This window comes from Streptomyces sp. TN58 (assembly GCF_001941845.1).
Lineage (GTDB): Bacteria > Actinomycetota > Actinomycetes > Streptomycetales > Streptomycetaceae > Streptomyces.
Genome location: NZ_CP018870.1, coordinates 7,430,649 through 7,452,997, shown reverse-complemented (window position 1 = coordinate 7,452,997; position 22,349 = coordinate 7,430,649). Strand labels below are relative to the sequence as shown.

21 protein-coding genes and 1 pseudogene are annotated in these 22,349 nt (G+C 74.5%); 15 read left to right on the top strand and 7 right to left on the bottom strand.

Annotated features, from left to right (window positions below; translation table 11 throughout):
* Positions 1-231: 231 nt before the first annotated feature.
* The 7 genes and pseudogenes from BSL84_RS33830 (at position 232) to BSL84_RS33800 (ending at position 6,260) form a co-directional block, all read left to right on the top strand.
* On the top strand, positions 232-579 hold the full coding sequence (locus BSL84_RS33830) for an ArsR/SmtB family transcription factor (RefSeq protein ID WP_030029798.1): 348 nt from the start codon (positions 232-234) through the stop codon (positions 577-579).
* 74 nt (positions 580-653) lie between these two features.
* On the top strand, positions 654-2,315 hold the full coding sequence (locus tag BSL84_RS33825; protein ID WP_079273402.1) for a SulP family inorganic anion transporter: 1,662 nt from the start codon (positions 654-656) through the stop codon (positions 2,313-2,315).
* Complete coding sequence (locus BSL84_RS33820) at positions 2,312-2,737, top strand: pyridoxamine 5'-phosphate oxidase family protein (RefSeq protein ID WP_030029796.1); 426 nt, start codon at positions 2,312-2,314, stop codon at positions 2,735-2,737. The genes BSL84_RS33825 and BSL84_RS33820 overlap by 4 nt, the downstream gene beginning before the upstream one ends.
* Positions 2,738-2,819: 82 nt before the next feature.
* Positions 2,820-3,251: an STAS domain-containing protein gene (locus BSL84_RS33815; protein WP_045323331.1), complete on the top strand. Its 432-nt coding sequence runs from the start codon at positions 2,820-2,822 to the stop codon at positions 3,249-3,251.
* A gap of 168 nt (positions 3,252-3,419) precedes the next feature.
* Entirely contained in the window at positions 3,420-3,779 is a 360-nt protein-coding gene (locus tag BSL84_RS33810) for an ArsR/SmtB family transcription factor (RefSeq protein ID WP_030033541.1), read from the top strand.
* A 267-nt stretch (positions 3,780-4,046) separates the two neighbouring features.
* Positions 4,047-4,422 (top strand): annotated as a pseudogene (locus BSL84_RS33805) (SLC13 family permease); the annotation flags it as partial.
* A 317-nt stretch (positions 4,423-4,739) separates the two neighbouring features.
* Positions 4,740-6,260, top strand: a complete 1,521-nt coding sequence (locus BSL84_RS33800; protein WP_045323330.1) for a potassium/proton antiporter — start codon at positions 4,740-4,742, stop codon at positions 6,258-6,260.
* Between the two features lie 401 nt (positions 6,261-6,661).
* Here BSL84_RS33800 and BSL84_RS36735 read toward each other — a convergent pair whose 3' ends face one another.
* Both BSL84_RS36735 and BSL84_RS36730 read right to left on the bottom strand, forming a co-directional pair.
* Positions 6,662-6,814, bottom strand: a complete 153-nt coding sequence (locus BSL84_RS36735) for a DUF6126 family protein (RefSeq protein ID WP_199816287.1) — start codon at positions 6,812-6,814, stop codon at positions 6,662-6,664.
* A 117-nt stretch (positions 6,815-6,931) separates the two neighbouring features.
* Positions 6,932-7,105 carry a hypothetical protein gene (locus BSL84_RS36730; protein WP_199816285.1) on the bottom strand — a complete coding sequence of 58 codons (174 nt, stop codon included), beginning with the start codon at positions 7,103-7,105 and terminating at the stop codon, positions 6,932-6,934.
* A gap of 103 nt (positions 7,106-7,208) precedes the next feature.
* Here BSL84_RS36730 and BSL84_RS33795 point away from each other — a divergent pair, with 103 nt between their 5' ends.
* The 3 genes from BSL84_RS33795 (at position 7,209) to BSL84_RS33785 (ending at position 9,613) form a co-directional block, all read left to right on the top strand.
* Entirely contained in the window at positions 7,209-7,556 is a 348-nt protein-coding gene (locus BSL84_RS33795) for a GntR family transcriptional regulator (RefSeq protein WP_030033226.1), read from the top strand.
* Positions 7,553-8,536, top strand: a complete 984-nt coding sequence (locus tag BSL84_RS33790; RefSeq protein WP_075969549.1) for a DUF1648 domain-containing protein — start codon at positions 7,553-7,555, stop codon at positions 8,534-8,536. The genes BSL84_RS33795 and BSL84_RS33790 overlap by 4 nt, the downstream gene beginning before the upstream one ends.
* Positions 8,537-8,656: 120 nt before the next feature.
* Positions 8,657-9,613 (top strand): TAXI family TRAP transporter solute-binding subunit, encoded by a 957-nt coding sequence (locus BSL84_RS33785; RefSeq protein WP_075969550.1) that lies wholly within the window; start codon positions 8,657-8,659, stop codon positions 9,611-9,613.
* Between the two features lie 52 nt (positions 9,614-9,665).
* On the opposite strand, the gene BSL84_RS33780 is transcribed toward BSL84_RS33785, so the two are convergent.
* A complete protein-coding gene (locus BSL84_RS33780) occupies positions 9,666-11,090 on the bottom strand; it encodes a sensor histidine kinase (protein WP_075969551.1) in 1,425 nt (474 codons plus the stop codon).
* Between the two features lie 16 nt (positions 11,091-11,106).
* Positions 11,107-11,841 carry a response regulator transcription factor gene (locus BSL84_RS33775; protein WP_199816283.1) on the bottom strand — a complete coding sequence of 245 codons (735 nt, stop codon included), beginning with the start codon at positions 11,839-11,841 and terminating at the stop codon, positions 11,107-11,109.
* A gap of 210 nt (positions 11,842-12,051) precedes the next feature.
* Between BSL84_RS33775 and BSL84_RS33770 the strand changes: the two genes are divergently transcribed.
* The 3 genes from BSL84_RS33770 (at position 12,052) to BSL84_RS33760 (ending at position 17,205) form a co-directional block, all read left to right on the top strand.
* Positions 12,052-14,139 (top strand): TRAP transporter permease, encoded by a 2,088-nt coding sequence (locus BSL84_RS33770; protein WP_107484882.1) that lies wholly within the window; start codon positions 12,052-12,054, stop codon positions 14,137-14,139.
* Entirely contained in the window at positions 14,136-15,131 is a 996-nt protein-coding gene (locus tag BSL84_RS33765; protein WP_045323325.1) for a TAXI family TRAP transporter solute-binding subunit, read from the top strand. The genes BSL84_RS33770 and BSL84_RS33765 overlap by 4 nt, the downstream gene beginning before the upstream one ends.
* Positions 15,132-15,582: 451 nt before the next feature.
* Entirely contained in the window at positions 15,583-17,205 is a 1,623-nt protein-coding gene (locus tag BSL84_RS33760) for a sigma-70 family RNA polymerase sigma factor (protein ID WP_075969552.1), read from the top strand.
* Positions 17,206-17,252: 47 nt separating this feature from the next.
* On the opposite strand, the gene BSL84_RS37875 is transcribed toward BSL84_RS33760, so the two are convergent.
* The gene (locus BSL84_RS37875; protein ID WP_420718773.1) at positions 17,253-17,717 is read right to left on the bottom strand and encodes a zinc ribbon domain-containing protein; all 465 of its coding nucleotides are present in this window, start codon (positions 17,715-17,717) and stop codon (positions 17,253-17,255) included.
* On the opposite strand from BSL84_RS37875, the gene BSL84_RS33750 reads away from it, so the two are divergent.
* On the top strand, positions 17,689-18,033 hold the full coding sequence (locus BSL84_RS33750) for a hypothetical protein (protein ID WP_045324218.1): 345 nt from the start codon (positions 17,689-17,691) through the stop codon (positions 18,031-18,033). The two genes, BSL84_RS37875 and BSL84_RS33750, sit on opposite strands and share 29 nt — an antisense overlap.
* Here the strand turns inward: BSL84_RS33750 and BSL84_RS33745 are convergent.
* A complete protein-coding gene (locus BSL84_RS33745) occupies positions 18,002-19,504 on the bottom strand; it encodes a tyrosinase family protein (RefSeq protein WP_075969553.1) in 1,503 nt (500 codons plus the stop codon). The genes BSL84_RS33750 and BSL84_RS33745 overlap by 32 nt on opposite strands.
* A gap of 755 nt (positions 19,505-20,259) precedes the next feature.
* Positions 20,260-21,150 carry a C40 family peptidase gene (locus BSL84_RS33740; RefSeq protein WP_075969554.1) on the bottom strand — a complete coding sequence of 297 codons (891 nt, stop codon included), beginning with the start codon at positions 21,148-21,150 and terminating at the stop codon, positions 20,260-20,262.
* A 365-nt stretch (positions 21,151-21,515) separates the two neighbouring features.
* On the opposite strand from BSL84_RS33740, the gene BSL84_RS33735 reads away from it, so the two are divergent.
* Positions 21,516-22,337, top strand: coding sequence for a rhomboid-like protein (locus BSL84_RS33735; RefSeq protein WP_159393492.1), 822 nt, complete (start codon positions 21,516-21,518; stop codon positions 22,335-22,337).
* Positions 22,338-22,349: the final 12 nt, after the last annotated feature.

Below are 22,349 nucleotides of genomic sequence, written 5' to 3'. Positions count from 1 at the left end.
GGGTCGGGCGATACACGTGTGACCCCGTCCCATACCTCTCAAACAGCGCTTTGTCGACAAAGCGGATGGGTGTGCGGCCCCCGGCGCCGGGCCGCTCCGCGGGAGCAGGGCAATCTGCAAATTGCAGAATTCTGCAATTTCATAGATGCTGTGTTGGCTGTGTTCGCAGGTAGCCGCGGGCACGGCGCCAGGCGTGCGCCCCGCTCGGGGTGGTGAGAAGGGTGCGAGACCGTGCCGGTTCCGCTGTACCAGGCCAAGGCCGAGTTCTTCAGGATGCTCGGGCACCCGGTGCGGATAAGGGTTCTGGAGCTGCTGCAGGACGGTCCGATGCCGGTGCGGAGCCTGCTGGCGGCGATCGAGATCGAGCCGTCCGCGCTGTCGCAGCAGCTCGCGGTCCTGCGCCGTTCGGGGATCGTCACCTCCACCCGCAACGGCGCGACGGTCGTCTACGAGCTGGCGGGCGGGGACGTCGCGCAGTTGATGGCGGCGGCGCGGCGGATCCTGACCGAGGTCCTGACCGGGCAGAGCGAGCTGCTGGAGGAGCTGCGCGAGTCCGGGGCCGGGGCCGCGCTCTCGTGAGCGTGCACGCCTTCTGGGCTTCCGCGCTCGGGCGGGTCCGCTCGCTGCTGCCGGACCGGGCCGACTTCGCGGCGATGGGCCGCAGCCCCCGCCGGGACCTCCTGGCCGGGCTGACCGTGGCGATCGTCGCGCTCCCCCTCGCGCTCGGCTTCGGTGTCTCCTCCGGGCTCGGCGCCGAGGCGGGGCTCGCCACCGCGGTGGTCGCCGGCGCGCTCGCCGCGCTGCTGGGCGGGTCGAACCTCCAGGTGTCCGGTCCGACCGGTGCGATGACCGTGGTCCTGGTGCCGATCGTCGCCCGGTACGGGCCCGGCGGTGTCCTGACCGTCGGCCTGATGGCCGGCGTGCTCCTGATCGGCCTGGCGCTGCTGCGGGCCGGGCGGTACATGCGCTACGTGCCGGCGCCGGTGGTGGAGGGGTTCACCCTCGGGATCGCCTGCGTCATCGGCCTGCAGCAGATACCCGCCGCGCTCGGGGTCGACAGGCCCGAGGGCGAGAACGTGGTGGCGGTGGCGTGGCGGGCGCTCGCGGAGGGCGCGGCGTCCCCCAACCTGACCGCGGTCGGCCTCTCGGCCGGGGTCGCGGCGGTGATGCTGGCGGGCGCCCGGTGGAAGCCGGCGGTCCCGTTCTCCATCGTCGCGGTGGTCGCGGCCACCGTGGTCGCACAGGTCTTCCGCCTGGAGGCGGCGGCCCCGATCGGGGACCTGCCCTCCGGGCTGCCCGCCCCCTCCCTGGCCTTCCTCGACGCCTCCGCCCTCGGCTCGCTGCTCGCCCCGGCGGTCGCGGTCGCGGCACTCGCCGCGCTGGAGTCGCTGCTGTCGGCGACGGTCGCGGACGGGATGACGGTGGGACAGCGGCACGACCCGGACAGGGAGCTGTTCGGGCAGGGCGTCGCCAACCTGGCCGCTCCCCTGTTCGGCGGCGTTCCCGCCACCGCCGCCATCGCGCGCACGGCCGTCAACGTCCGCACCGGCGCCTCCTCCCGCCTGGCCGCGCTCACCCATGCCGCCGTCCTCGCGGTGATCGTGTTCGCCGCGGCGCCGCTGGTCTCGAAGATCCCCCTCGCCGCGCTGGCCGGCGTACTGCTGGCGACCGCGGTGCGCATGGTGGAGGTCGCCTCCCTGCGCGCGATGGCGAAGGCGACCCGCTCCGACGCCGCCGTGCTCGCCCTCACCGCCGCCGCCACCCTGGCCCTCGACCTCGTGTACGCGGTGATCATCGGGCTGGTCGTCGCAGGCGCCCTCGCCCTGAAGGCGGTGGCGGGCCAGGCCCGGATGGAGCAGGTCGACCTCCGCCCGGACCTGCCCGGCGAGCACAGCGACGAGGAACACGCCCTGCTGGCCGAGCACATCGTCGCCTACCGCATCGACGGTCCCCTCTTCTTCGCCGGCGCGCACCGCTTCCTCCTCGAACTCTCCGAGGTCTGCGACGTCAGGGTGGTCATCCTGCGCATGTCGCGGGTGACCACCCTGGACGCCACCGGCGCCCTCGTCCTCAAGGACGCGGTGGAGAAGCTGAACCGGCGCGGCATCACCGTCCTGGCCTCCGGCATCCGGCCCGGCCAGCGCCAGGCCCTCGACGCCGTCGGCGCCCTGGAGCTGCTGCGCCCGCAGGGCCGCGAGTACGCCACCACCCCCGAGGCGATCGCCGGCGCCCGCGAACACCTGGAGCGGGCGGGCCTGCTCCCCCTGCTCCCGCCCGATCACCGACCGCACCGCTTCCGGAAGGCCGCACGATGACCGTCCCCGCCGACCGCCGCATCATGTTCGAGGTGTCCGGCACCGAGGCCCTGTGGCTCCTCGAAGGCTCCGCCCAGGGCCGGCTCGTCTACGTGCAGCGGGACCTGGCCGTCGTCCGGCCCGCCGCCCACGTGATGGAGTACGGGCGCCTGGTCGTCCGCGCCCCCGTGCAGGCCGCGGCCGTCCCCGGCCGGGCGATGCTGACCTACCAGGTGGACGAGATCCGCGGCCCGGCCGGGACCGGCTGGACGGTCAGCGCCCACGGCCCGGCGGACGTCATCTGCGACCCGGACGAGGCCGCCCACTACCGGCGCACCCTGCCCGGCTGGGCCCACGGCCCGCACGACACCCTGCTGCGCCTGCACCCCCAGCAGGTGTCCGGATTCCGCCTGGCCCGCACCGTGGCCGAGGCGGGCCGGTGAACGCGCCGGCCGGGACGGCGTACCGCCCAGGAGACCGACGGCGTACCGCCCACGAGACCACCGACAAGCCGAGGACACGACGATGACGATCGAATGGCGCTACACCACCGGACCACGGCTGGGCGTACTGTCCCTGGCCGGGTATCTCGGCGCGGACGCCACCGACCGGTTCAGCGGCGCGATCGGCTGGGCGCTGGCCCGGGGCACCGGCCCGGTCATCCTCGACCTGACGGGGCTGCTGGGCTGGTCCGCCGGCGGGCAGATCGCCGTCGCCCAGGCCGCCCGGCGCCTCGCCGACAACGGGCGCCGCCTCGAACTCGCGGCGATCCCCGCGGACGGCTCCCTCGTCCCGGACGCCGCCTGTCCGCCCGTACCGGTCCACTGCGACCTCGGCGCGGCCCTGGCCGCCCACGGGGCGCAGGGCGCGGGCGGGGACGGGGACGGGGCGGGCAGGCACTGGAGCACCGACGACTGGCCCGTCCGGCAGGGCCCCGCGGGGCCCGCCCTCGTCTGAGGCCCGGCCGGCGGGCGGGCCCGCGCGGGCGGCCGGGGCGGCGCGGCGGGTGCCGGCCAGGGTGCCCGCGAGTTGCAGGGATCTGCAATTGTGGAGGTCACAGAGGTCGCAGGTGTGAGGAAGGGGCGGACGGACGCCCCCGCGAAGGAGCGGTTCCGGGTGGATGAGATGGGCAGTCAGGGCAGGGCCACGCAGGCGAGCACGCCGCTGTACCAGCTGAAGTCGGAGTTCTTCAAAACGCTGGGGCACCCGGTCCGCATCCGCGTCCTGGAACTGCTGTCGGTACGCGAGCACGCGGTCGCCGAGATGCTGCCGGAGGTCGGGGTGGAGGCGGCCAGCCTCTCCCAGCAGCTGGCCGTGCTGCGCAAGGCCAACCTGGTGGTCACCCGCCGGGAGGGCTCGAACGTGTACTACTCGCTGACCGATTCGCAGGTCGCCGAGCTCCTGCGGGTCGCCCGCAGCATCCTCTCCGGTGTCCTGGAGGGCCAGGCCGAGCTCCTGGCCGACCTCCGGGCCGGCCGCACCTGAGGGGGGCGTCCGGCGGGGGCCTGGTCCGCGGCTCCGGTCCCGCCCTCGGGTGCCCCGGGGTGGCGGCCGCGGCCTGAAGATGGGTGCCGGCCCCGATGCGGCGGGCCGGGGCGGCAGGCGATGGTGGGTGTACTGGAGCACCCTCCGGTCGGGGGCGGCCCCTGAGGGGTGCGGGTGCTCACGGCAGCACCTGTGAACGGAGCCGCGCCGATGACGACCCCGCCGCCTGCCCCCGCGTCTCCTCGGCACCGGCTGGGCGGGGCCGCCGTGAGTGTCACCGCGTGGCCGGCGGCGGCGGTGTTCGCGGCCGTCTCCGTACTGATCGCCACGGAGAAGGTCCACCGGGTCGCCGCGGCCCTGGGCGGTGCGGTCGTCATGCTGCCCATCGGGGCGACCGGTCCCGAGCACGCCTTCTTCTCCGAGGTCGCGGGGATCGACTGGAACGTCGTCTTCCTGCTCCTGGGCATGATGCTGGCCGTCGCCGTCCTCAGACGCACCGGGCTGTTCGAGTTCGTGGCGTTCTGGGGCCGCCAAACGGTCGCGCGGCCGCCCGTACCGGCTGATGGTGCTGCTGATCCTCGTCACCGCGTTCCTCTCGGCGTGGCTGGACAACGTCACCACCGTCCTGCTGATCGCCGAGGTGATGGCCTGCCCCTGGTCGGCGACGGTCCTGGCCGTCGCCGCCGTGGCCACCGGGGCGCTGGTGCCGCACGGGCTCCTGCTCGCGGCCGGCCTGGTCCTGGCCGCCCTTGCGGTGGACCTCCTCGACGCCGGCCGCCGGCGGCCCCTGTGCCGGCGCGGGCCCTGAGGCCGTGGACGGCGGGCGGAGGAGGGGGGTGTGCGGGGCGCCGGCGGCCGTAGGCGGCGCGGCGGGGCGCGGTGCCGGGCGCCGCGGGCCCGGCATGATCCGCACGAGGCGGCCGGAGGCCGGCTCGGGCGCCCGGAAGAGGGGAGCGCGCTGTGACGCTGCAGCAGCTGTACCTGGTGCTGCTGGTGGGCGGCGTCGTCCTCATGGCCAGCATCGCGGCCGCCCGGGCGGCGCACCGGCTCGGCCTGCCGAGCCTGCTGCTCTTCCTCGCCGTCGGTGTGATCGCGGGCGAGGACGTGATCGGTATCGAGTTCGACGACGCGCAGCTCGCCCAGTCCCTGGGCAGCGCGGGCCTCGCGGTCATCCTCGTCGAGGGCGGTCTGAGCACCCGCTGGCCCGACGTCAGGCGTCGGCTCGCGCCTGCCGGCGTACTGGCCACGGCGGGTGTCGCGGTGTCGGTGGCGGTCACGGGTGCGGGGGCCCACTTCCTGCTCGGCATGGACTGGCATCTGGCCCTGCTGCTGGGTGCGATCGTCTCCTCCACCGACGCCGCCGCGGTCTTCGCCGTTCTGCGCTCCCTGCCGCTTCCGCGCAGGACCACCGGTCTGCTGGAGGCGGAGTCGGGGTTCAACGACGCTCCGACGATCATCCTGGTCCTGGTCTTCTCCACCGCCGCCGCCGAGCTGCCCGGCCCTGTGGCGATCCTCGGCAGCGTCGTCTACCAGCTGGTCGCCGGCGGGCTGCTGGGCCTGGCCGTGGGCCGGGCCGGGGTGGCCGCGCTGCGGCACATCGCGCTGCCGGCCACCGGGCTGTATCCGCTGGCCACCGTCGGGTTCGGGATCATCGCCTTCGCCGCCGGCGGTCTCGTCAACGCCAGCGGGATCATCGCCGCCTATCTGGCCGGGCTGGTCCTGGGCAACTCGCGCCTGCCGCACCGGGCGGCGACCCGCTCCTTCGCCGAGGGCACCGGATGGCTCGCCCAGATCGGCCTGTTCGTCATGCTCGGGCTGCTCGTCGACCCCGGCGAGCTGCCCTCGGCGATCCTGCCCGCCCTCGCGGTCGGCCTGGTCCTGCTGCTGGTCGCCCGGCCGGTCTCGGTCGCCGCCTGCCTGCTGCCCTTCCGCACCCCGTGGCGGGAGCAGGTCTTCATCTCCTGGGCGGGGCTGCGCGGGGCGGTGCCGATCGTGCTGGCCACGTTCCCGATCGTCGCGGCGGTCGAGGGCGCCCGCCACCTGCTCAACATCGTCTTCGTCCTCGTGGTGGTCTTCACCCTCGTCCAGGGCCCCACCCTGCCCGCCGTCGCCCGCCTTCTGCGCATCACCCGGCCCGGGGCCGTGCGGGAGGTCCAGGTGGAGAGCGCGCCCCTGGACGTCCTCGACGCCGACCTGCTGACCGTCTCCGTTCCGCCCGGCTCGCGCCTGCACGGCGTCGCCGTCTTCGAGCTGCGGCTGCCTCCTCCGGCGGTGGTCACCCTCCTGGTCCGTGACGGCGTCACCCAGGTCCCCGGGCCCGACACGGTCCTCGCGGCCGGCGACGAACTGCTCCTGGTCACCACCGCGGCCACCCGGCAGGCCACCGAGCGGCGGCTGCGCGCGGTCGGCCGCCGGGGCAAGCTCGCCCGCTGGCTCGGCGAACACGGCAGGTCCGAACCCGCCGCGGGCGGGCCGGAGTGAGGTACAGGCGGCCGACGCCGGGGGCGGCGGCCGGGCGACGGCCGGCCGGCGGGCGGGGCGGCGGGCGGCGGGCGGCGGGCACGGTTCTCCGGCCGGCCGCCGCCCCGGGCGTCGTGGCTCGGGCGCGGCCGGCCGGGCCCTGCGCCTGCGTCGGGAGGTCCTCGCGGCTTCCCGGCCGGGCCGGTACGGCGGCCAGGGCGGCCGGCTCCGGCGGGGTGCGGCGCCTGCCGATCCAGGTGGCCAGGGGTTCGGTGCCGACACGGATGGACAACTGCCGCCCCCCGGCGTGAGGATGGGGCGCGGGACCGGTTCGCCGCAGGTCACCGCCTTGGCTGACAGGGTGTCACCGGCGCCGCTCCGGGGGCGGGACCGCTGCCCCGCGCCGGCGGGCCGGGCCGTGGTCACTTCTGGGCGTGCCGGCCCAGGTAGAACAGCAGCCAGATGAACCCGGCGAACACGTGGGTGCCGAAGATGTAGAAGAAGGCGCGCAGTGCGACGCCCTTCTCCTTCCACTTCTCGTGAGCCGACTCTTCGGCGCGGGTGTCATCCGTCATGATGTTCTTCCGTCTCGGGTCGATGAGTGGGGGCGCAGGGGCGGACGCGCACCTGTATGCCGTGCCCGCCGGCGTAGGCGACGGCGGGCGACCTGCCCGGCCTCGGTGCCGCCGGCTTCACCGGCTGTCCCCGCCGGCGGCCACGCCGTGGTCGCGGGCCACCCGCAGGGCGTCCTCCAGCTCCTCCGCGGCCTGCGCCTCCTCGAAGGCGTCGCGGGCCTCCCGCGCGGCCTGGAGACGGTCCTGTGCCCTGCGGACACGTTCCAGTGCCGCTTCCTCGAACCCGGACACGTCCCGACCCCCCGTCCACTGGATACAGAACTGGCAAATTGCATAACTCTGCAAGTCTAGCGGATGCCTCCATGAAGCACTTGGTGCTACTTTCATTGGCATCATGCTGCTGAGACTGGACACCACGGACAGCCGGCCCCTCCACGAGCAGGTGGCGGGAGCCGTCCGGCGCGCCGTCGCCGAAGGGGAGTGCGCGCCGGGAGACCGGCTGCCGTCGGCCCGGGAGCTGTCCCTGGCGCTGGGGGTGAACGCCAACACCGTGCTGCGCGGGCTGCGGGCCCTGCGGGACGAGGGGGTGCTGGAGTTCCGCCGGGGCCGGGGGGTCACCGTGGCCCAGGGCGCGGGACAGCGCTCCGAGCTGCTGGAGCGGGCCTCCGCGCTGGTGGCCGAGGCGGCACGGCTGGGCTATGGCAGGAACGATCTCATCGAGATGATCAGGGGGCTCGCGTGACCGGCTGTGGGAAGCGACCGGACGGCGCCGGGTGGGGGGCGGCCGTGTGGATCGCCGGCGTCTTCGCGCTGCTGGCCGCGCTGCCCCTGGCCGTGAGCGGGCGGCTGCCGGAGCGGGTGGCCACGCACTGGGGCGGCGAGGCGCCCGACGGGTCGATGCCGCTGTGGGCGGCTTCCGTGTTCCCAGCCCTCGTATGGGCGGGGTCGGCGTGCGCCACCGTCCTCACGACGCGGCGCGCGGCCGCGCCGGCCCCGTCGTGGGCCGGTGCGGCGCTGGCGTTCACGGGCGTCTTCATGGCGGGCCTCCAGGCCTCGGCAGTCCGCGCGAACCTGGACCGCGCCGACTGGCGGGAGGCGGGTTCCGTGGGTGCGGGGGTGGTCCTGACGTCCGTGGTCGCGCTGGCCGCCGGCGTACTGGGCCGGCTCGCCGGGCGGCGCGGCGAACGGCCCTCCCCGGCCGCCGGAACCGGCGTGGGCGCGGGCGCGGCCATGGTGATCCCGGCCGGGGAGCGCTTCGTCTGGCTCTCCCGCGCCGCCAACCCCTGGCTGCACCTGGTCGCGGCCGTCACCGGCGTCGCGGCGCTGGCGGCCGTCCTCGCCGCGGCCTGCGGCCTGCTCACCGGCATGCAGGGGGCGGTCGTCGCCCCCTTCGCGCTCGCCTCGGTCGTGACCTGGGCCTTCGGCTCCGTGCAGGCCCGCGTGTCGGAGAAGGGCCTGGAGGTGGCCTTCGGGCCGCTCGGGTGGCCGGTGCGGCGCTGGACGCCGCAGGACATCGAGTCCGCCCGCGCCGAGTCGCGCACTCCCGCCCAGGTCGGCGGCTGGGGGTACCGGCTCAGTGGCGCGGGCGCCACCGTGATGCTCCGGGCCGGCGAGTGCCTGGTCGTCCGCCCCCGCACGGGAGCCGAGTTCGCCGTGAGCGTCGACGACGCCGAGCGGGGGGCGGCGCTCCTCAACGCCCTCCGTGCCGGGCGGCCCGGATGACGGGCTCCTTTCCGGGCGTCGACCGGCGCCCGCCCCGCCGATAGGCTGACGCGTGGTCCGGCCCTGTCGTACGGGCCGGCCGGAAGGCCGATCCTGCCTCCCGGGTCGAAGGAGGTGTCCATGCGGTTGGCCCGCCTCCTGCTGGGCGCCGTGCTGGCCCTCGCGGCGCCGCTCGCGGGGTGCACCGGCGCCGACGAGCCGACCCGCCTGTCCGGGGTGGTCACGGTGGCCACCGGCAACCAGGGCGGTGTCTACGCGGAGTACGGTGCCGGGTACGCGGGCCTCGTCGAGCGCCTGCCGGACGTGTCCGGCCGGGCTCTGCACACCGGTGGCAGCGTGGAGAACCTGGACTTGGTGGACCAGGGCAAGGCGCAGGTGGCGTTCGCCCTGGCGGATTCGGCCGCGGACGCGGTCGCCGGGCGCCCGCCCTTCTCCGGGCGGTCGCCCGTGGTGGCCCTCGCGGCGCTCTACGACAACTACGTGCAGCTCGTGGTCCGCGCGGACAGCCCGGTGCACAGCGTGAAGGAGCTGCGCGGGGCGCGGGTCTCGGTGGGCTCCGAGGGCTCGGGGACCACCCTGACCGCCGAGCGCATCCTGGAGGTCGCCGGGCTCTCGGGGGACGAGGACGTCACCACCCAGCGGCTCGACGTCCGCGAGTCGACGCGTGCCCTCGCCGAGGGGCGCATCGACGCGTTCTTCTGGAGCGGGGGCCTGCCCACCGCGGCGATCACCGAGCTGCGCCGGTCGACCCCGGTCCGTCTGGTGGACCTCGCCGAGGTGGTCCCGCCGCTGACCCGGGCCTACGGCGAGCTGTACACCCAGACCACGGTGCCTGCGGTCGTCTACGGCGCGCAGAGCGCGGTGACCACGGTGAGCGTGCCGAACTTCCTGGTGGTGCGGCGGGACATGCCGGACGCGCAGGCGTACTGGCTGACCCGGCTGCTGTTCGAGGGGCAGCCGCAGCTGATACGGGCCCATCCGGAGGCCCGCCGTCTGGACCGCCGCACCGCGATCGCCAGCCATCCGCTGGACCTGCACCCGGGTGCCGCCCGCTGGTACCGCCAGTCGCATCCGTGATGCCTCAGGGCCGGGACGCTTCCGGGCCGTGACGCTTGCGGGCCGTGACGCTTCAGGGCCGGAGTGCGGCGGCCGGCGGGAGGGGGGCGGCCGGGAGCCGGACCGTCGCGGCCAGGCCCTGCGGTTCGGCTGCCGCCAGGTGCAGTTCGCCGCCGCCCGCCTCCACCAGCATCCGGGTGAGGGCGAGGCCCAGTCCGGTGCCCCGGACGTTCTGGTGCCGGGTGCTGCGCCAGAACCGGCCGCCCGCGAGGGCGAGTTCCTCGTCGGTCAGTCCGCGGCCGCCGTCGCGTACCGTCACCTCCACCGCGCTGTCCGGCCCGTCGGCGCCGCCCCCGTGCGGGGGCCGGGTGACGGTCACGGTCACGGGTGTGCCGTCGCCGAACTTGAGGGCGTTGTCGAGCAGGGTGTCCAGTGCGTGGTCGAGGCAGTCGGGCAGGGACAGGGCGCCCACCCCGTCGGGGATCCGGGTCGTGAGCGGTACGTTCCCGGCGTCGTAGGCCGCCTGCCAGGCATCGACCCGGTGCGCGACGACCGCCGAGACGTCGACGGGGGTGCGTTCGGCCTCGGACGCCTCGGCTCTGGCCATCTGCAGGAGGCCGTCGAGGATCTCGCCGAACCGGCCGGTCTCCTCCACGGCGAGGTTCAACTCGCGCAGGCCGCGGGCGTCGGTGACGAACTCTTCGAGGTTCTCCACCCGCAGCCGCAGCGCGGTCAGCGGGTTGCGGAGCTGGTGGGAGGCCTGGGCCACGAAGGCCCGCTGCTGCTCCCGGGAGGCGTGCATGCTGTCCGCCATCACGTTGAAGCTGTAGGCGAGGCGGCGCAGTTCGGGTGCTCCGGCCCGCTCGGAGACCCGTGTCTTCAGCTGTCCCGAGGCGACCTCGTGGGTGGCCCGGTCCAGGTCGTGTACCGGGTGCAGGACCCAGCGGACCACCGGAGCGGCGATCGCGACGAGCATGGCGGCGAGGGCGGCGAGGCTGGCGATCACCAGGAGGGTCAGGTGGTCGGCGATCTCGGATCGTACGCGGTCGGTGGGCGAGACGATCAGTACGGCGCCGAGGATCCGGCCGTCGCGTTTGACGGGCTCGGCCAGGACGAAGGGGCGGTCGTCCCACGGCCACACCACGCCGGGGCGCTGTGCGGGCCGGTCGGCGAGGGCGTGGAGCAGTGCTGAGCGTATGCCGGGTCGGGTGAGGTCGACGGGGGCGGATGCCAGGACGGTCTCGCTGTCCGCGTCGACCACCGCGATCTGTGCGTCGTAGAGCTCGCCGTAGCGTTCGGCGGCGGCTTTCAGCCGGCCGGTGCGTCCTGTCTCCAGGGCGGTGGCGGCCAGGTCGGCGAACCAGGCTCCGTCCTCGGCGCGTCCGATGAAGGAGGTCTGGACGGTGCGCTCGGCGGTGGCCCGGACCAGGGGCAGGCTGAGTGCGGTGATCAGGCCCGCCACCAGGGCGAAGACGATGACGAGGAGCCGGCGGCGCATCCGGTGTCTCGTATCCTCAGCCGCCGGCCGGCGTGGCCGGGCCGGGACCGGCGCCGGCGGTGGTGATGGTGGTGGTGGCAGCGGTGTCGGTGGTGGTGGCGAGCCGGTAGCCGAAGCCGCGTACGGTGCGTACCAGGGCTCCCGCCGGGCCGAGTTTGCCGCGCAGGGTGGCCACATGGACGTCGAGGGTGCGCGACATGCCGTCGTAGGTGGACTGCCACACCTCCACGAGGATGCGCTCGCGGGGTACGGCGGCGCCGTCGGCGCGGACCAGGACGGCGAGGATGTCGAATTCCTTGCGGGTCAGGGCGATGGGGCGGCCGTCCAGGGTGACGGTGCGCTGTCCGAGGCAGACGGTGAGGGCGCCCAGGTTCAGTGTCCGGTGGTCGTGGGCGCGCCGGCTCACGCTGCGGCGCAGGACCGCCTCGATCCGGGCGAGCAGTTCGGCGGTCCCGAAGGGTTTCACCACGTAGTCGTCGGCGCCGCTGCGCAGGCCCCGTACGCGGTCGGGTTCGGCTCCCCGGGCGGTCACCGCGATCACGGGGACGGCGTCGCGGGCGCGTAGTTCCCGGCAGACCTCGATGCCGTCCCGGTCGGGCAGGCCGAGGTCGAGGAGGACCAGGTCGACGGCGGGTGCGGCCAGCGCGTCGGCGGCGCTGGCCGCGCGCCGTACCTCGTAGCCGTTGCGGCGCAGGGCGCCCGCCAGGGCGTCCGCCACGCGGTCGTCGTCCTCCACCAGCAGTATGCGCAAGGCCGTCTCCCGGATCCTCATACGCCGGGCCCGCGCCCTGGAGGGCACGCGTGCCGGGGCCGCAGGAACGGATACGAGCTTAAGGAGCGCCCGCCGCGGGCGAACCCTAAACCCAGGTTAAGACCGCGGGCATTTCCTGTTTCCGGCTCGTCACGGCTGCCACCGTCGGGGGCAGAGGCAGGCACCGACCCCGGGATGGCAGGGATGAGCATGGCTGAGTCGCCTTCCGAGCCGCGGCAGCGTACGGCCGAGGAGCTGGTGGCCGAGTTCGAGCAGGAGCGGCCGGCGCGCAGGCTTTCCCCGCGGGTGGCGGGGCCGGTGTCCGCGGTGTGTGCCGCGATGTCGGTGTTCGCGTTCTGGGTGGTCTTCTTCCCGGTGGCCAAGGGCGGGCAGTACTACCTGACGGTGTTCCTCGCCGCGACGCTTCCGCTGGTGTTCCTGACCCATCGCGGGACCGTGCGGGTGCCGGCGGTGCTGCTGCCGTGGCGCCGTGGCCGCGGGCCCGGCGAGGGGGCCGCCCGCGGGGACGACCCGGGGTGGGCGGACTGGCTGCTCGCGGCGGCGGCGCTCGCGGTGTGCGTGTATCCGCTGCTGGGGTTCGACGCGTTCATCGAGCGGCGGCAGCTGCCCACCTCCCTGGACGTGGTGGCCGGGATCGTGCTCATCGTGCTCGTCCTGGAGGCGTGCCGGCGCACCACCGGCTGGGTCCTGCCGGCGTTCTGTGCGGCGTTCCTCCTCTACGCGTACTACGGCGGGCTGCTGCCCTACGACTGGTCGCTGGCGCACGGCGGCTTCGACGTCGACGCGATCGCGGCCCACTTCTTCATGGGCACCGACGGTGTGTACGGGGTGCCGCTGAACGTGGCCGCCACCTACATCGTGCTGTTCACCATCTTCGGGGCGGTGCTGGAGGCTTCCGGTGCGGGGAGGTTCTTCATCGACCTGTCCTTCGCGGCGTTCCGCGGGTCGCGCAGCGCGCCCGGCCGCACCGTGACGGCGGCCGGCTTCCTCCTCGGCACGGTCTCCGGTTCGGGTACGGCCACCGCCGTCAGCCTGGGGTCGGTGGCCTGGCCGGTCCTGCGGCGGGCCGGCTACACCAGGGAGCAGGGCGGCGGGGTGCTGGCGGCGGCGGGGATCGGCGCGATCCTCTCCCCGCCCACCCTGGGCGCCGCGGCGTTCATCATCGCCGACTACCTGCGGCAGAGCTATCTCACCGTGCTGCTGTACGCGATGGTGCCGACGCTCCTGTACTACCTGGGCATCCTGCTGGCGGTGGAGATCGACTCCCGCAGGCACCGGACGCGGCCGGTGGCCGGGGAGGAGGGGGGCGTCTCGGCGCTGCGGCTGCTGGGCCGGTTCGGCTACCACTTCCTGTCGCTCTTCATGATCGTCGGTTTCATGGCGATGGGGCTGCCCCCGTTCAAGGCGGTGGCCTACGCGACGGTCCTGCAGTTCCTGCTGTCCTTCCTCGACGCCCGGCACCGGATGACGCCGCGCCGGCTGTACGCGGCGCTCGTCGAGGGCATCAGGTCGGTGCTGCCGGTGGTCGCCACCTGTGCCGCCGCGGGCATCATCGTCGCGGTGGTGACCCAGACCGGGCTCGGGCTGAACCTGGCGTCGGTCATCGTCGACGCGGCCGCGGTGTTCGGCGACAACGCCACGGTGCAGCTGGTGGTGACGGTCCTCTTCGCGGCGCTGTCGGTGTCCCTGCTGGGCCTGGCGGTTCCCGTCACCGCCTCCTTCATCATCGCCGCAGTGATCATCGCGCCGGCGCTGCTGTCGCTGGGGGTGGCCACCCATGAGGCGTACATGTTCATCTTCTACTACGCGGTGCTGTCGGAGGTGAGCCCGCCGACGGCGCTGGCGGCGGCGGCCGCCGCCGCCGTCACCGGCGGCCATCCGATGCGGACCATGGTGGCGACCTGGAAGTACTCCCTTCCGGCGTTCCTGGTGCCGTTCGCGTTCGTGCTGACCGACAACGGCGGCCGGCTCCTGGGCACGGGGAGCCTGTGGGGCATCGTGTGGACCACTGCCGTGTCCGCCCTGGCGGTCGCGGCGCTGGCCGCGGCCACCGGCGGCCGGATCGCCGGCCCGGCGGGGCCCGTGGAGCGGGTGCTGTGCGCCGTCGCCGCGCTCTGCCTGCTCTATCTCGAACCTGTCGCGATCACCGCCGGTCTCGTGGCACTCGCCTGCGCGGTCGGGGTGCATCTCGTGCTGCGCCGGCATCCCAGCCGTGCGCCTGCTCCCGCCGACGAGATCTGCACGGCGCCCACCCTCACGGAAGGACGACTGTCATGAAGTACCGGATCCGGGCCCCGCGCCTGGCCGTCGCCGCCCTCGTGGCCGCTCTGGCCGTCACCGCCTGCGGTGGCGGGAAGCAGACCCAGGGCGCGGGCGCCGGCAGCGGCAAGGGAGGGCGTCTGACGATCGCGACCGGCCCCACCACGGGCGTCTACTACCAGATCGGCGGCGGCCTGGCGAAGCTGATCTCCGACGACCTCGACGGCTACCGGGCCACCGCCACCACCACGGGTGCGTCCGTGCAGAACATCCAGGGGCTGGGGGCCGGCACCTACGACATCGCCTTCTCCCTGGCGGACACCGCCGGCGACGCCGTCAACGGCAGGGAGTCGTTCTCCTCGCCGCAGCAGATCGAGGCCCTGACCCGGCTCTACCCCAACTACACCCAGGTCCTGGTCCGGGCGGACTCCGGTATCAAGTCCCTCCAGGACATGAAGGGCAAGCGCGTCTCCACCGGGGCGCCCGGCTCCGGCACCGAGGTCATCGCCCACCGGCTGCTGAAGGCCGCCGGCCTGGCCCCCACGGACGTCACGGCCGAGCGCCTGGGACTCGCGGAGTCCGTGGACGCCATGAAGGACGGCACCGTGCAGGCGCTGTTCTGGTCGGGGGGCCTGCCCACCGGCGGCATCACCGACCTCACCACCAGCCTCAAGGACGAGGTCCGCTTCCTGGACGTCACCGCCCAACTGCCGTCGCTGAACCAGCAGTACGGCGACGTCTACCAGAAGGCCGCCATCCCCGCGGCCGCCTACCACCAGCCGCAGGACGTCCCCACGATCGCGGTGCCGAACGTCCTGCTCGTCAAGAAGGGCTTCGACCCCGAACTCGCCGAGAAGATCGTCCACCTGCTGTACGAGAAGAAGGGCGATCTGGAGAAGGTGAACGCGGCCGCGAAGGAGATCGAGCCCTCCCGGGCCGATGCCGTCGCGCCCGTCCCCCTGAACGCCGGTGCCCGCACCGCGCTGAAGGCCCTCGCCCAGAAGCCCTGACGCGGCCTGTCCGGTCACACGCACCACAGGTCGGGGGGCCATCCAGGGCGGGGGCGGGCGGCACGGTCGTGCCGCCCGCCCCCGCCCTGGCCGCGCATCGGCCGGCCCCCGGCGCGGCGCGCGTCACCCCGGTGAAGCATCTCTCCCCCGGGAGGCATGCCAGTCGCAGCCGGCTCCCCTGCGCAGCCAGTTGACCCTCGTCGAACGCCCCACAGCGTGAGCTGGGCGCGCCGGCACGTCGTGGAGGTCCTACGGCGGTGGGCCGTACCCGCCTGCACCACGCCGGGCGGTCCGGGCGGTCCTGCGGCTGGCGGGATCCTCCCGGGGGGGGGCGGGTCTGCCCGCAGGCCGGCGGGGTCGGGCACTTGAGCGGATTCCGGTTCGGGCGTACCGTCCCGCCCCACCCGGAATCCGTCTTCCGGGACGTCAGCACGTCACACAGGAGCATGGGTTGAGCGATCCGGGCACTGCCCGCCGGCAGCATCTGCGAAGCCTCAGCGACGGGGAGCTCTGCGCCCTGCTGCGTGAGTACACCTCGGAACCCGACACGGGGGTCAGCGACGTGATGGGGGAGATCTTCGCCCGCCACCATCCCCCGGTGCTCGCCTACGCCCGTACCTGCTGCCGGGACCTGGCCACCGCGCAGGACCTGGCCGCCGAGGCCTTCGCGCAGACCTACCGGGCCGTGGCCCGGGGGGCCGGACCCGAGCACGCCTGGCGGCCGTACCTGCTGGCCTGTGTGCGCCGGCTGGCGGCCGCCTGGGCGCGGGAGGGGGCCCGTACGCGGCTCTCCGACGACTTCGGGGAATGGGCCGCGGGCCTGTCCGACGGCCCGGACGCCGAGGAGGCCGTCTTCCGCGCGGAGGAGGCGTCGCTGGTCCTGCGGGCCTACCGGTCGCTGCCGGAGCGGTGGCAGGCCGTGCTGTGGCACCGCGTGGTCGAGCAGGAGGCGGTGGAGGAGACCGCCGCCCGCCTGGGGATCTCGGCCAGTGGCGTCGGCTCGCTGCTGGCGCGGGCCCGGGAGGGGCTGCGGGAGGCGTACGTGCGTGCCCATCTGGAGCGGGCCGCGAGCGAGGAGTGCCGCCACTACGGGGGGCAGCTCGCCGCCGTGCTGTGCCGGCCGGGCCGGCGCCGCCCCCGGGACCTGGGCCGCCATCTCCAGCGGTGCGAGGGCTGCGCCCGCGCCGAGCGGGAGCTGCGGGCCGTCGACGGCCGTCTGGGCGTGCTGCTGCTGGGCGGGATCCTGCTGTGGAGCCCGGCCTCGTTCCTGTCGGCCGGGGGCGGGGACGGCATGCAGCCGGCTGCCGCGGCCACGCCGGACGGGACGTTCGCACCACGCCCCGGGGCCGGCGGCGTCAGGTGGTCGGCCGCGGCGGCGGCCGTCGCGGGGGCGGCGGCCGTCGTGGTCGCCCTGCTGCCGGCCCACCCCGGCGACGGCTCTGCCCCCTCCCCCGCCCCGGCCCCGGCCCCGGCCGTGACGGCGCAGGACGCCCTCCCGCAGGCCGCTCCGGTCGTGGCCATCGGGTCGGCGGTGTCCGCGACCGCCGCACCGCCCGCCACCCCCACCCCCTCCCCCACCCGCTCCGCTTCCGCCTCGCCGGGGGCGGTGGCGTCGCCGGCGCCGGGCGGCGGCACCGCCCTGGTCAACGTGGGCTCCAGGCTGTGCGTCGGTCTCGGCGCCGGCCCGAACGGCCCGGTGCAGTTGGAGAAGTGCACCGGGAAGCCGGCCCAGACCTGGCAGCGGCTCCCGGCCCGGCAGAACACCTTCCAGCTCCGCAACGCCGAGACCGGCACCTGTCTGGAAGGGTCCGCCGGCGGGGGCGGCGCCGGGGTCGCCCTGGGCGCCTGCCGCAGCGGCGCGCAGGGCGCCGCGCAACTGTGGCGGTTCGAACCGGACGCACGGCCGGGCGCCTACCGCGTCCGGTTCGCGGCGACGGCGGGGCACGGCGGCTCCGCCGGCCATCTGCTGGGCCCGCGGAACCGGACGAGGGCCGACCCGCCGCGGCCGGGCTCGCAGTTGGTCCACCTGCCTGACGACTGCCCCTCCGCCAGTCTGCTCTTCGCCCTGAAGTGAGGGACGCGGCGGGGGTGTCACAGGGGCGTGGCAGGATCGGGTCGTGACTACTCCCCCGCATCGATGCGGGGGCTTCTCGTCAAGCTTGTTTCTTGGCGACGGGCCAGCCCGGCCCGTAGGACGTTGAGTGCCCCGACGTGGTCGGCGTGGGCCTGGTGGCCGCATCCGGCGCAGTGGAACTTCTCCTGTGTGGGCCGGTTCTCCGCCGCGACGTGTCCGCAATCGGGGCACGTCCGGGAAGTGTTGCGGGGGTCCACGGCGATCACTTCCCGTCCGGCGCTTTCAGCCTTGGCGTGCAGGATCGTCAGGCCGGAGATGCCGTTCCTGCGCCTGCGGGGGCCGGTCCCGGCGCACGAGTTGTTCGCCGAGGCCTGGCGCGCGGCCCGTTGGGGGGTGTCGTCAAAGTGGCGTCGGCCGCCCGGTGAGGGCGGGGGTGGCGGGGTCCGGGGGTATGGGGGCGGCGGATGCGGGCAGGTGCCTGCGGTGACGTCGAAACCCCGGCCCGTCAGCACAGCCGACGGGCATCACGTCGTCATCGGCGGCCGCCGCTGGCGTGCCACCGATCCGCTCCTGCCCGAAGCGGTCGGTGCCCGTCTGCGGGTCCACCTCATGGCGGCCCGGCGGGCGGTGGCCGCCGCCCGGCGCGCGCAGGACCGGCGGGCCGAGCGCGCCGCCCGCGCCCGGGTCCAGACGGCCAAGGTGGCGCTGGGTGAGCGCGGCACGCCGTGGTGGGAGCAGACCGCCGAGGAGCGGCGGGTGCGGTGGAGCGAGGGCCTGGCCGCGCTCGACGCGCGCCCTACGCCTCCTCCACCAGCAGGCGGGCGTTGATGGTGGGGTTGCCGGCTCGTGCGAGGGGGAAGGCCGTGCCGATCTCGTCGGCGTGCCCGGGCACATCGATACGGACCGACAGCGTCCGGTCGAGCAGCCGCTGTGGTGTCATCCTGAAGTCGATGTTGACGATGCCGTGCTCGACGCAGTTCGCGCAGCCCGGCGGGTTGACCGGTTGGAAGAAGAAGCGCTTGGCGACCGGCTCCCCGTCGGCGAGCAGGGTGACGACGAACGACCCGGGGATGTCGAGCCGGTGGATCCCCTTCACCCGCACCGAGACCGGGCTGGCGCTGCGGAACGTGAAGGGGTGGATGGCGTCGATGCTTCCGGTGAGGTTCTCCAGCGGGCCCTCCACGGGGCTGAGGAGTTCCAGCCGGTCGTAGGAGGCCTCGGTTTCGACGGTCTGGTCCGCGGTCGTGCCAAACGGAGGCAGTGCGTTGAACGGCGCCGTCAGCCAGTCGGTGTTCTCCCCCAGTGTGGAGCGGAAGCCGGTCAGCGTGGTCGCGGAGACCCGGGTCTGCCAGCTCAGCCAGAGGCGGTCGAGGTTGCAGTGGAAGAACCAGAACACCGGGTCGTAGGAGGCGACTTCCTGGGTGCCCATCGTCGGTCCGATCGATCCGTGGCCGCTGTCGTGGGCCTGGATCGAGAAGTCCTGGTATCCGTTGACGTTGTACGCGCCCCACAGGGACTGGGTCAACGACGTGGCGATGTCTTCCAGGACCTCGAAGTCCGCGACGTTCTGCGCGATCTGGGCGGCGGGATAGCGCTGGGTGGTGTACGGGAAGAACCCGGTCACCGGCGGTGTCACGGTGGCGCCGGGGTCGGCCGGGAGGACGTAGGCGTCGAAGGGTGGCTGTTGCAGCCGCTGCGGCAGCTCCGTGGAGATGTCCCAGTAGGGAAGGGTGACCTCCTCGCAGCCCGGGACGGAGCGCAGGGCGTCTTCGAAGACGCGCAGGTACTCCCGGTGCCAGGGGTTGTAGCGGTCCTGGTGGTGCAGGCACCAGCTGTCCGGCAGGCCGTGCTGCCCGGCCAGGGCGAAGTAGCTGTTGGGGTCTTCCGGGGCCCGGTCCATGAGGCCCCTGAACGCCGTGGCCAGCAGGTCGAATTCGCCGTCGTCGAGCTTCGTCACTTCCTTGCGCAGCCGGGTTCCGGGGGCCTGCCCGTCCGTGGGCGGCTCGGCGGGTGCGGCTGTGCCGAGGGGGCATCCGTTGACGATCCAGTTCTTGAACGTCTGCGAGCGGGCGGTGCTCCATTTGCCGGCCGCGTCCGGGGGCATCAGCGAGTTGGGCGGCGCGGTCTGCGCGTGTACCGAGAGGGCGTTGCTCTTCAGTCCGTCGTAGGTGCCCAGTTCGATTCCCTTGGCTGCCATGTGCGCCACGTCTTCGGGCCGGAAGAAGAATCGGATATCTGCCAGATAAGTCGGCGCCGCAACGGCCTGTTCGGCGAGCGGGCTGTTCTCGGGCGGGGTCATGATTTCCTCCGTCGGGCTCCGGACGGGCATCAGGGACGACTCGGTAGCGCAGTCGCCGAGAAGTATGCGACGAATCCGGGCGTATATGGACGATCGACACAGGAGGCTGGAGACGGGTGCGCCGACCGGCAGAACAGGCCGCACGGGTAAATTGTTGAATGTGCGATCTGTGCAGTCGATTTACGGCCGGGGGGACTCCTCTGGGAACTCAGGCGGAAAATCGTTTCCCTTTCCCTTTTCTCCGCGGTGGAAAAGGGCGGCCGGAACGGCTCTTTCGAAGTCGGGGTCCGCCTGGGTGGATCCGGCTCCTGCGGCACTCACGCGGCGGGCAAGGGGCGGCGGCCGGGCACCGGTTGGGAACGCCCGGCGGAACGGGGCGCCGCCGGGGGCGGGTTGCGCGGCCGGGCACGCCCGGCGCAGCCGGCGGCGGGGACGGGGCCGTCGCGGCGGGCGGCCCGCGACCGGGGGCGGCCCCGGTGACGGGCGGCGGGGGCTGGGCACCGCTCCCCCGGGACCCCGGGGCCGGCGGTTCATCACCGCGTGAAGCCGGTGGTGGAGGCCGATCGGCAGACCCTCTTCGTCCTCACCCGCTTCAGGCGCCAATCCGACCAGGAGGTGTTCGGCTTCTTCGGTGGGGGCGGCGGCCGGACAACGTGCTGCTGTGGGCGCGCATCCGGACAGCCGGCTGCCCGAGCGGCACCAGCACCGCCGGCGGGCGCCCGGGCAGGGGGCGGGGCCGGGGGCTCGCCGGCCGGTCAGGGGCAGGTGCGTACGCCGTCCAGCCAGGCCGCGCCCTTGATGTAGATGTTGGTGATCCAGGCCCCGTACTCGGGCAGGTAGGACCAGGCGTCGTTGGTGTAGCCCTCGGCGGTCACCGGTTCGGCGTGCTTCTGGCACTCGATGCGCACCGTGGTCGGGCCGGGGAACCGGTGTACCCGCGGGCTGGTGGTGGACGGTTCCTGGTGGGTCCACACGTCCGTGCCCCAGGTGCTGAACGTGCCGGGTGCGGCCGCCGGCGGGGCGATGCGGACCGCTCCGGCGTAGTCGCCGCCCAGGCGTACGTCGCTGACGGTGATCCGGGTGCCCGATTCGCGGGCCTCGACCATCTTTCCCGCGCCCAGGTAGATCGCGATGTGGTGGACGGCGCCCCCGGAGCCCCAGGCCAGGAGGTCGCCCGGGAGCAGCGGGCCGGTCGCCTGGGCGGCGGTGAAGCGCTGCCGCACCTGCGGCGAGTGGAACTGGTGGTAGGCGTTGCCGGTCAGCGGGTCGCCGCCGGCCGCGCGGGCGTAGGCGTAGCGGACCAGTCCCGAGCAGTCGAAGCCGAGCCGTTCGGGGTCGTGGGCGCTGTCGGGGTCGCTGGGGTCGACCTGTCCGTAGGTCGGTCCGGGCTGTGGTCCGTGGCCGCCGCCCCAGGTGTACCAGACGCCGATCTGTTCGCACGCGGCCGCCACGGCCTTCTCGGCCACCGCGGAGGCTCCGGGGGCGAGGACGGCGCAGGTGCCGGCCGCCTTCGCCGCCTTCGCCGCCTTCGCCGTCGTCGGGGCCGCCGGGGCGGTCGGGGCCGCGGTGGCGCTGTGGGCGCCCGCCCACGCGGTCAGGAGGGTGAGCGCGGCCATCGCCGCCGGTGCCGCTGTACGCATCGTCATCGCCTGGTCCCCCGTTTCCGCCGCGCGGTGTCGCGCGGGTCGTCGTACCCGTCGTGCCCGTCGTGCTGGTCGCGGTGTCCGTGTCGCAGGGGCACGGACCGGTCGGCCGCCGGGCGGTTCGAGACTGTCCCCCGGCGCCCTCGCGTGTCGAGGAGGCGCGGGTCGCCCACTGCGACGGGCAACGGGGAAACGCCTGGGAAACCCCTGCTCCGCCGCGGGCTTTGAGGCCCCGTCAACAGGCTGCGGGTGCGGGGCCGCCGGAACCCGGGCGCGGCGAACCGCATCACCTCCAAGGGGGCGGAGGAGAGACGTCGGCGTCGTCCGCCCGGCCCCCCGCTGTCGACCCGACCTGGAGAGTGCCCGACATGAACCTGCCGTCGCCGCCGGGTCCCCCTGGGCGGGTGTTCCGCGCCCTGTGGGGGTACCCGCGCCGTGCGCCCCTGACCTTCGGCTACGTCTGTCTGCTGCTGGCCACCCATGTCTGGGTCGGCCGCGGGCTGTCCGCGGACCGGGCGGCCGGGGTGCTGGGCTACGTCAGCACCAGTCCGGACAACCTGCGTGATCATCCGCTGGCCGCGCTGGCGGGCAGTGCGCTGTTCTTCGACGGCACGCTCACGGACGTCGCCTCGACCGGGTTCGTGGGCACGTTGATCACGTTGGGGCTGGGGGTGTGCTGCTTCCTGGCCTGGGCGGAGTACCGGTGGGGAGCGCCGCGGGCGATGGCGGTGTTCCTCGGGGGGCATGTCGCGGCCACCCTGCTCACCGCGGTCGTCATCGCCGTCGCGCTGCGGCAGGGCTGGTATCCGCCGGCCGTGCGGCAGGGCCTGGACTTCGGTGTCAGCTACGGGGCGCAGGCGGTGCTGGCGGTCGGCACGCTCGCCCTGCCGCGGTGGGGGCGGCCGCCGTGGGCGGTCTTCGTTCTCGGATGGCCGCTGGGGGGTGCCGAGTGGGTGGCCGGGCCGTTGCCGGACTTCACCACGGTCGGTCATCTCCTGGCGGCGGGCCTGGGCTTCGGGCTGGCGGCCGTCCCGGCTTTCAGGCGCCGGCGGGTCCGCGCCGGGGGCGGTGGGGGCGGTGGGGGCGGTGGGTGTCCTGCTGCGCGCGGCGCCGGGCCGCGGGCGGGCCGTGCCCCGCGGCCGGCGTCGCAGGCGGCGGCTGGGGCGGAGGGGCCCCCGCCGGGTGGGTGAACCGCCGGTGTG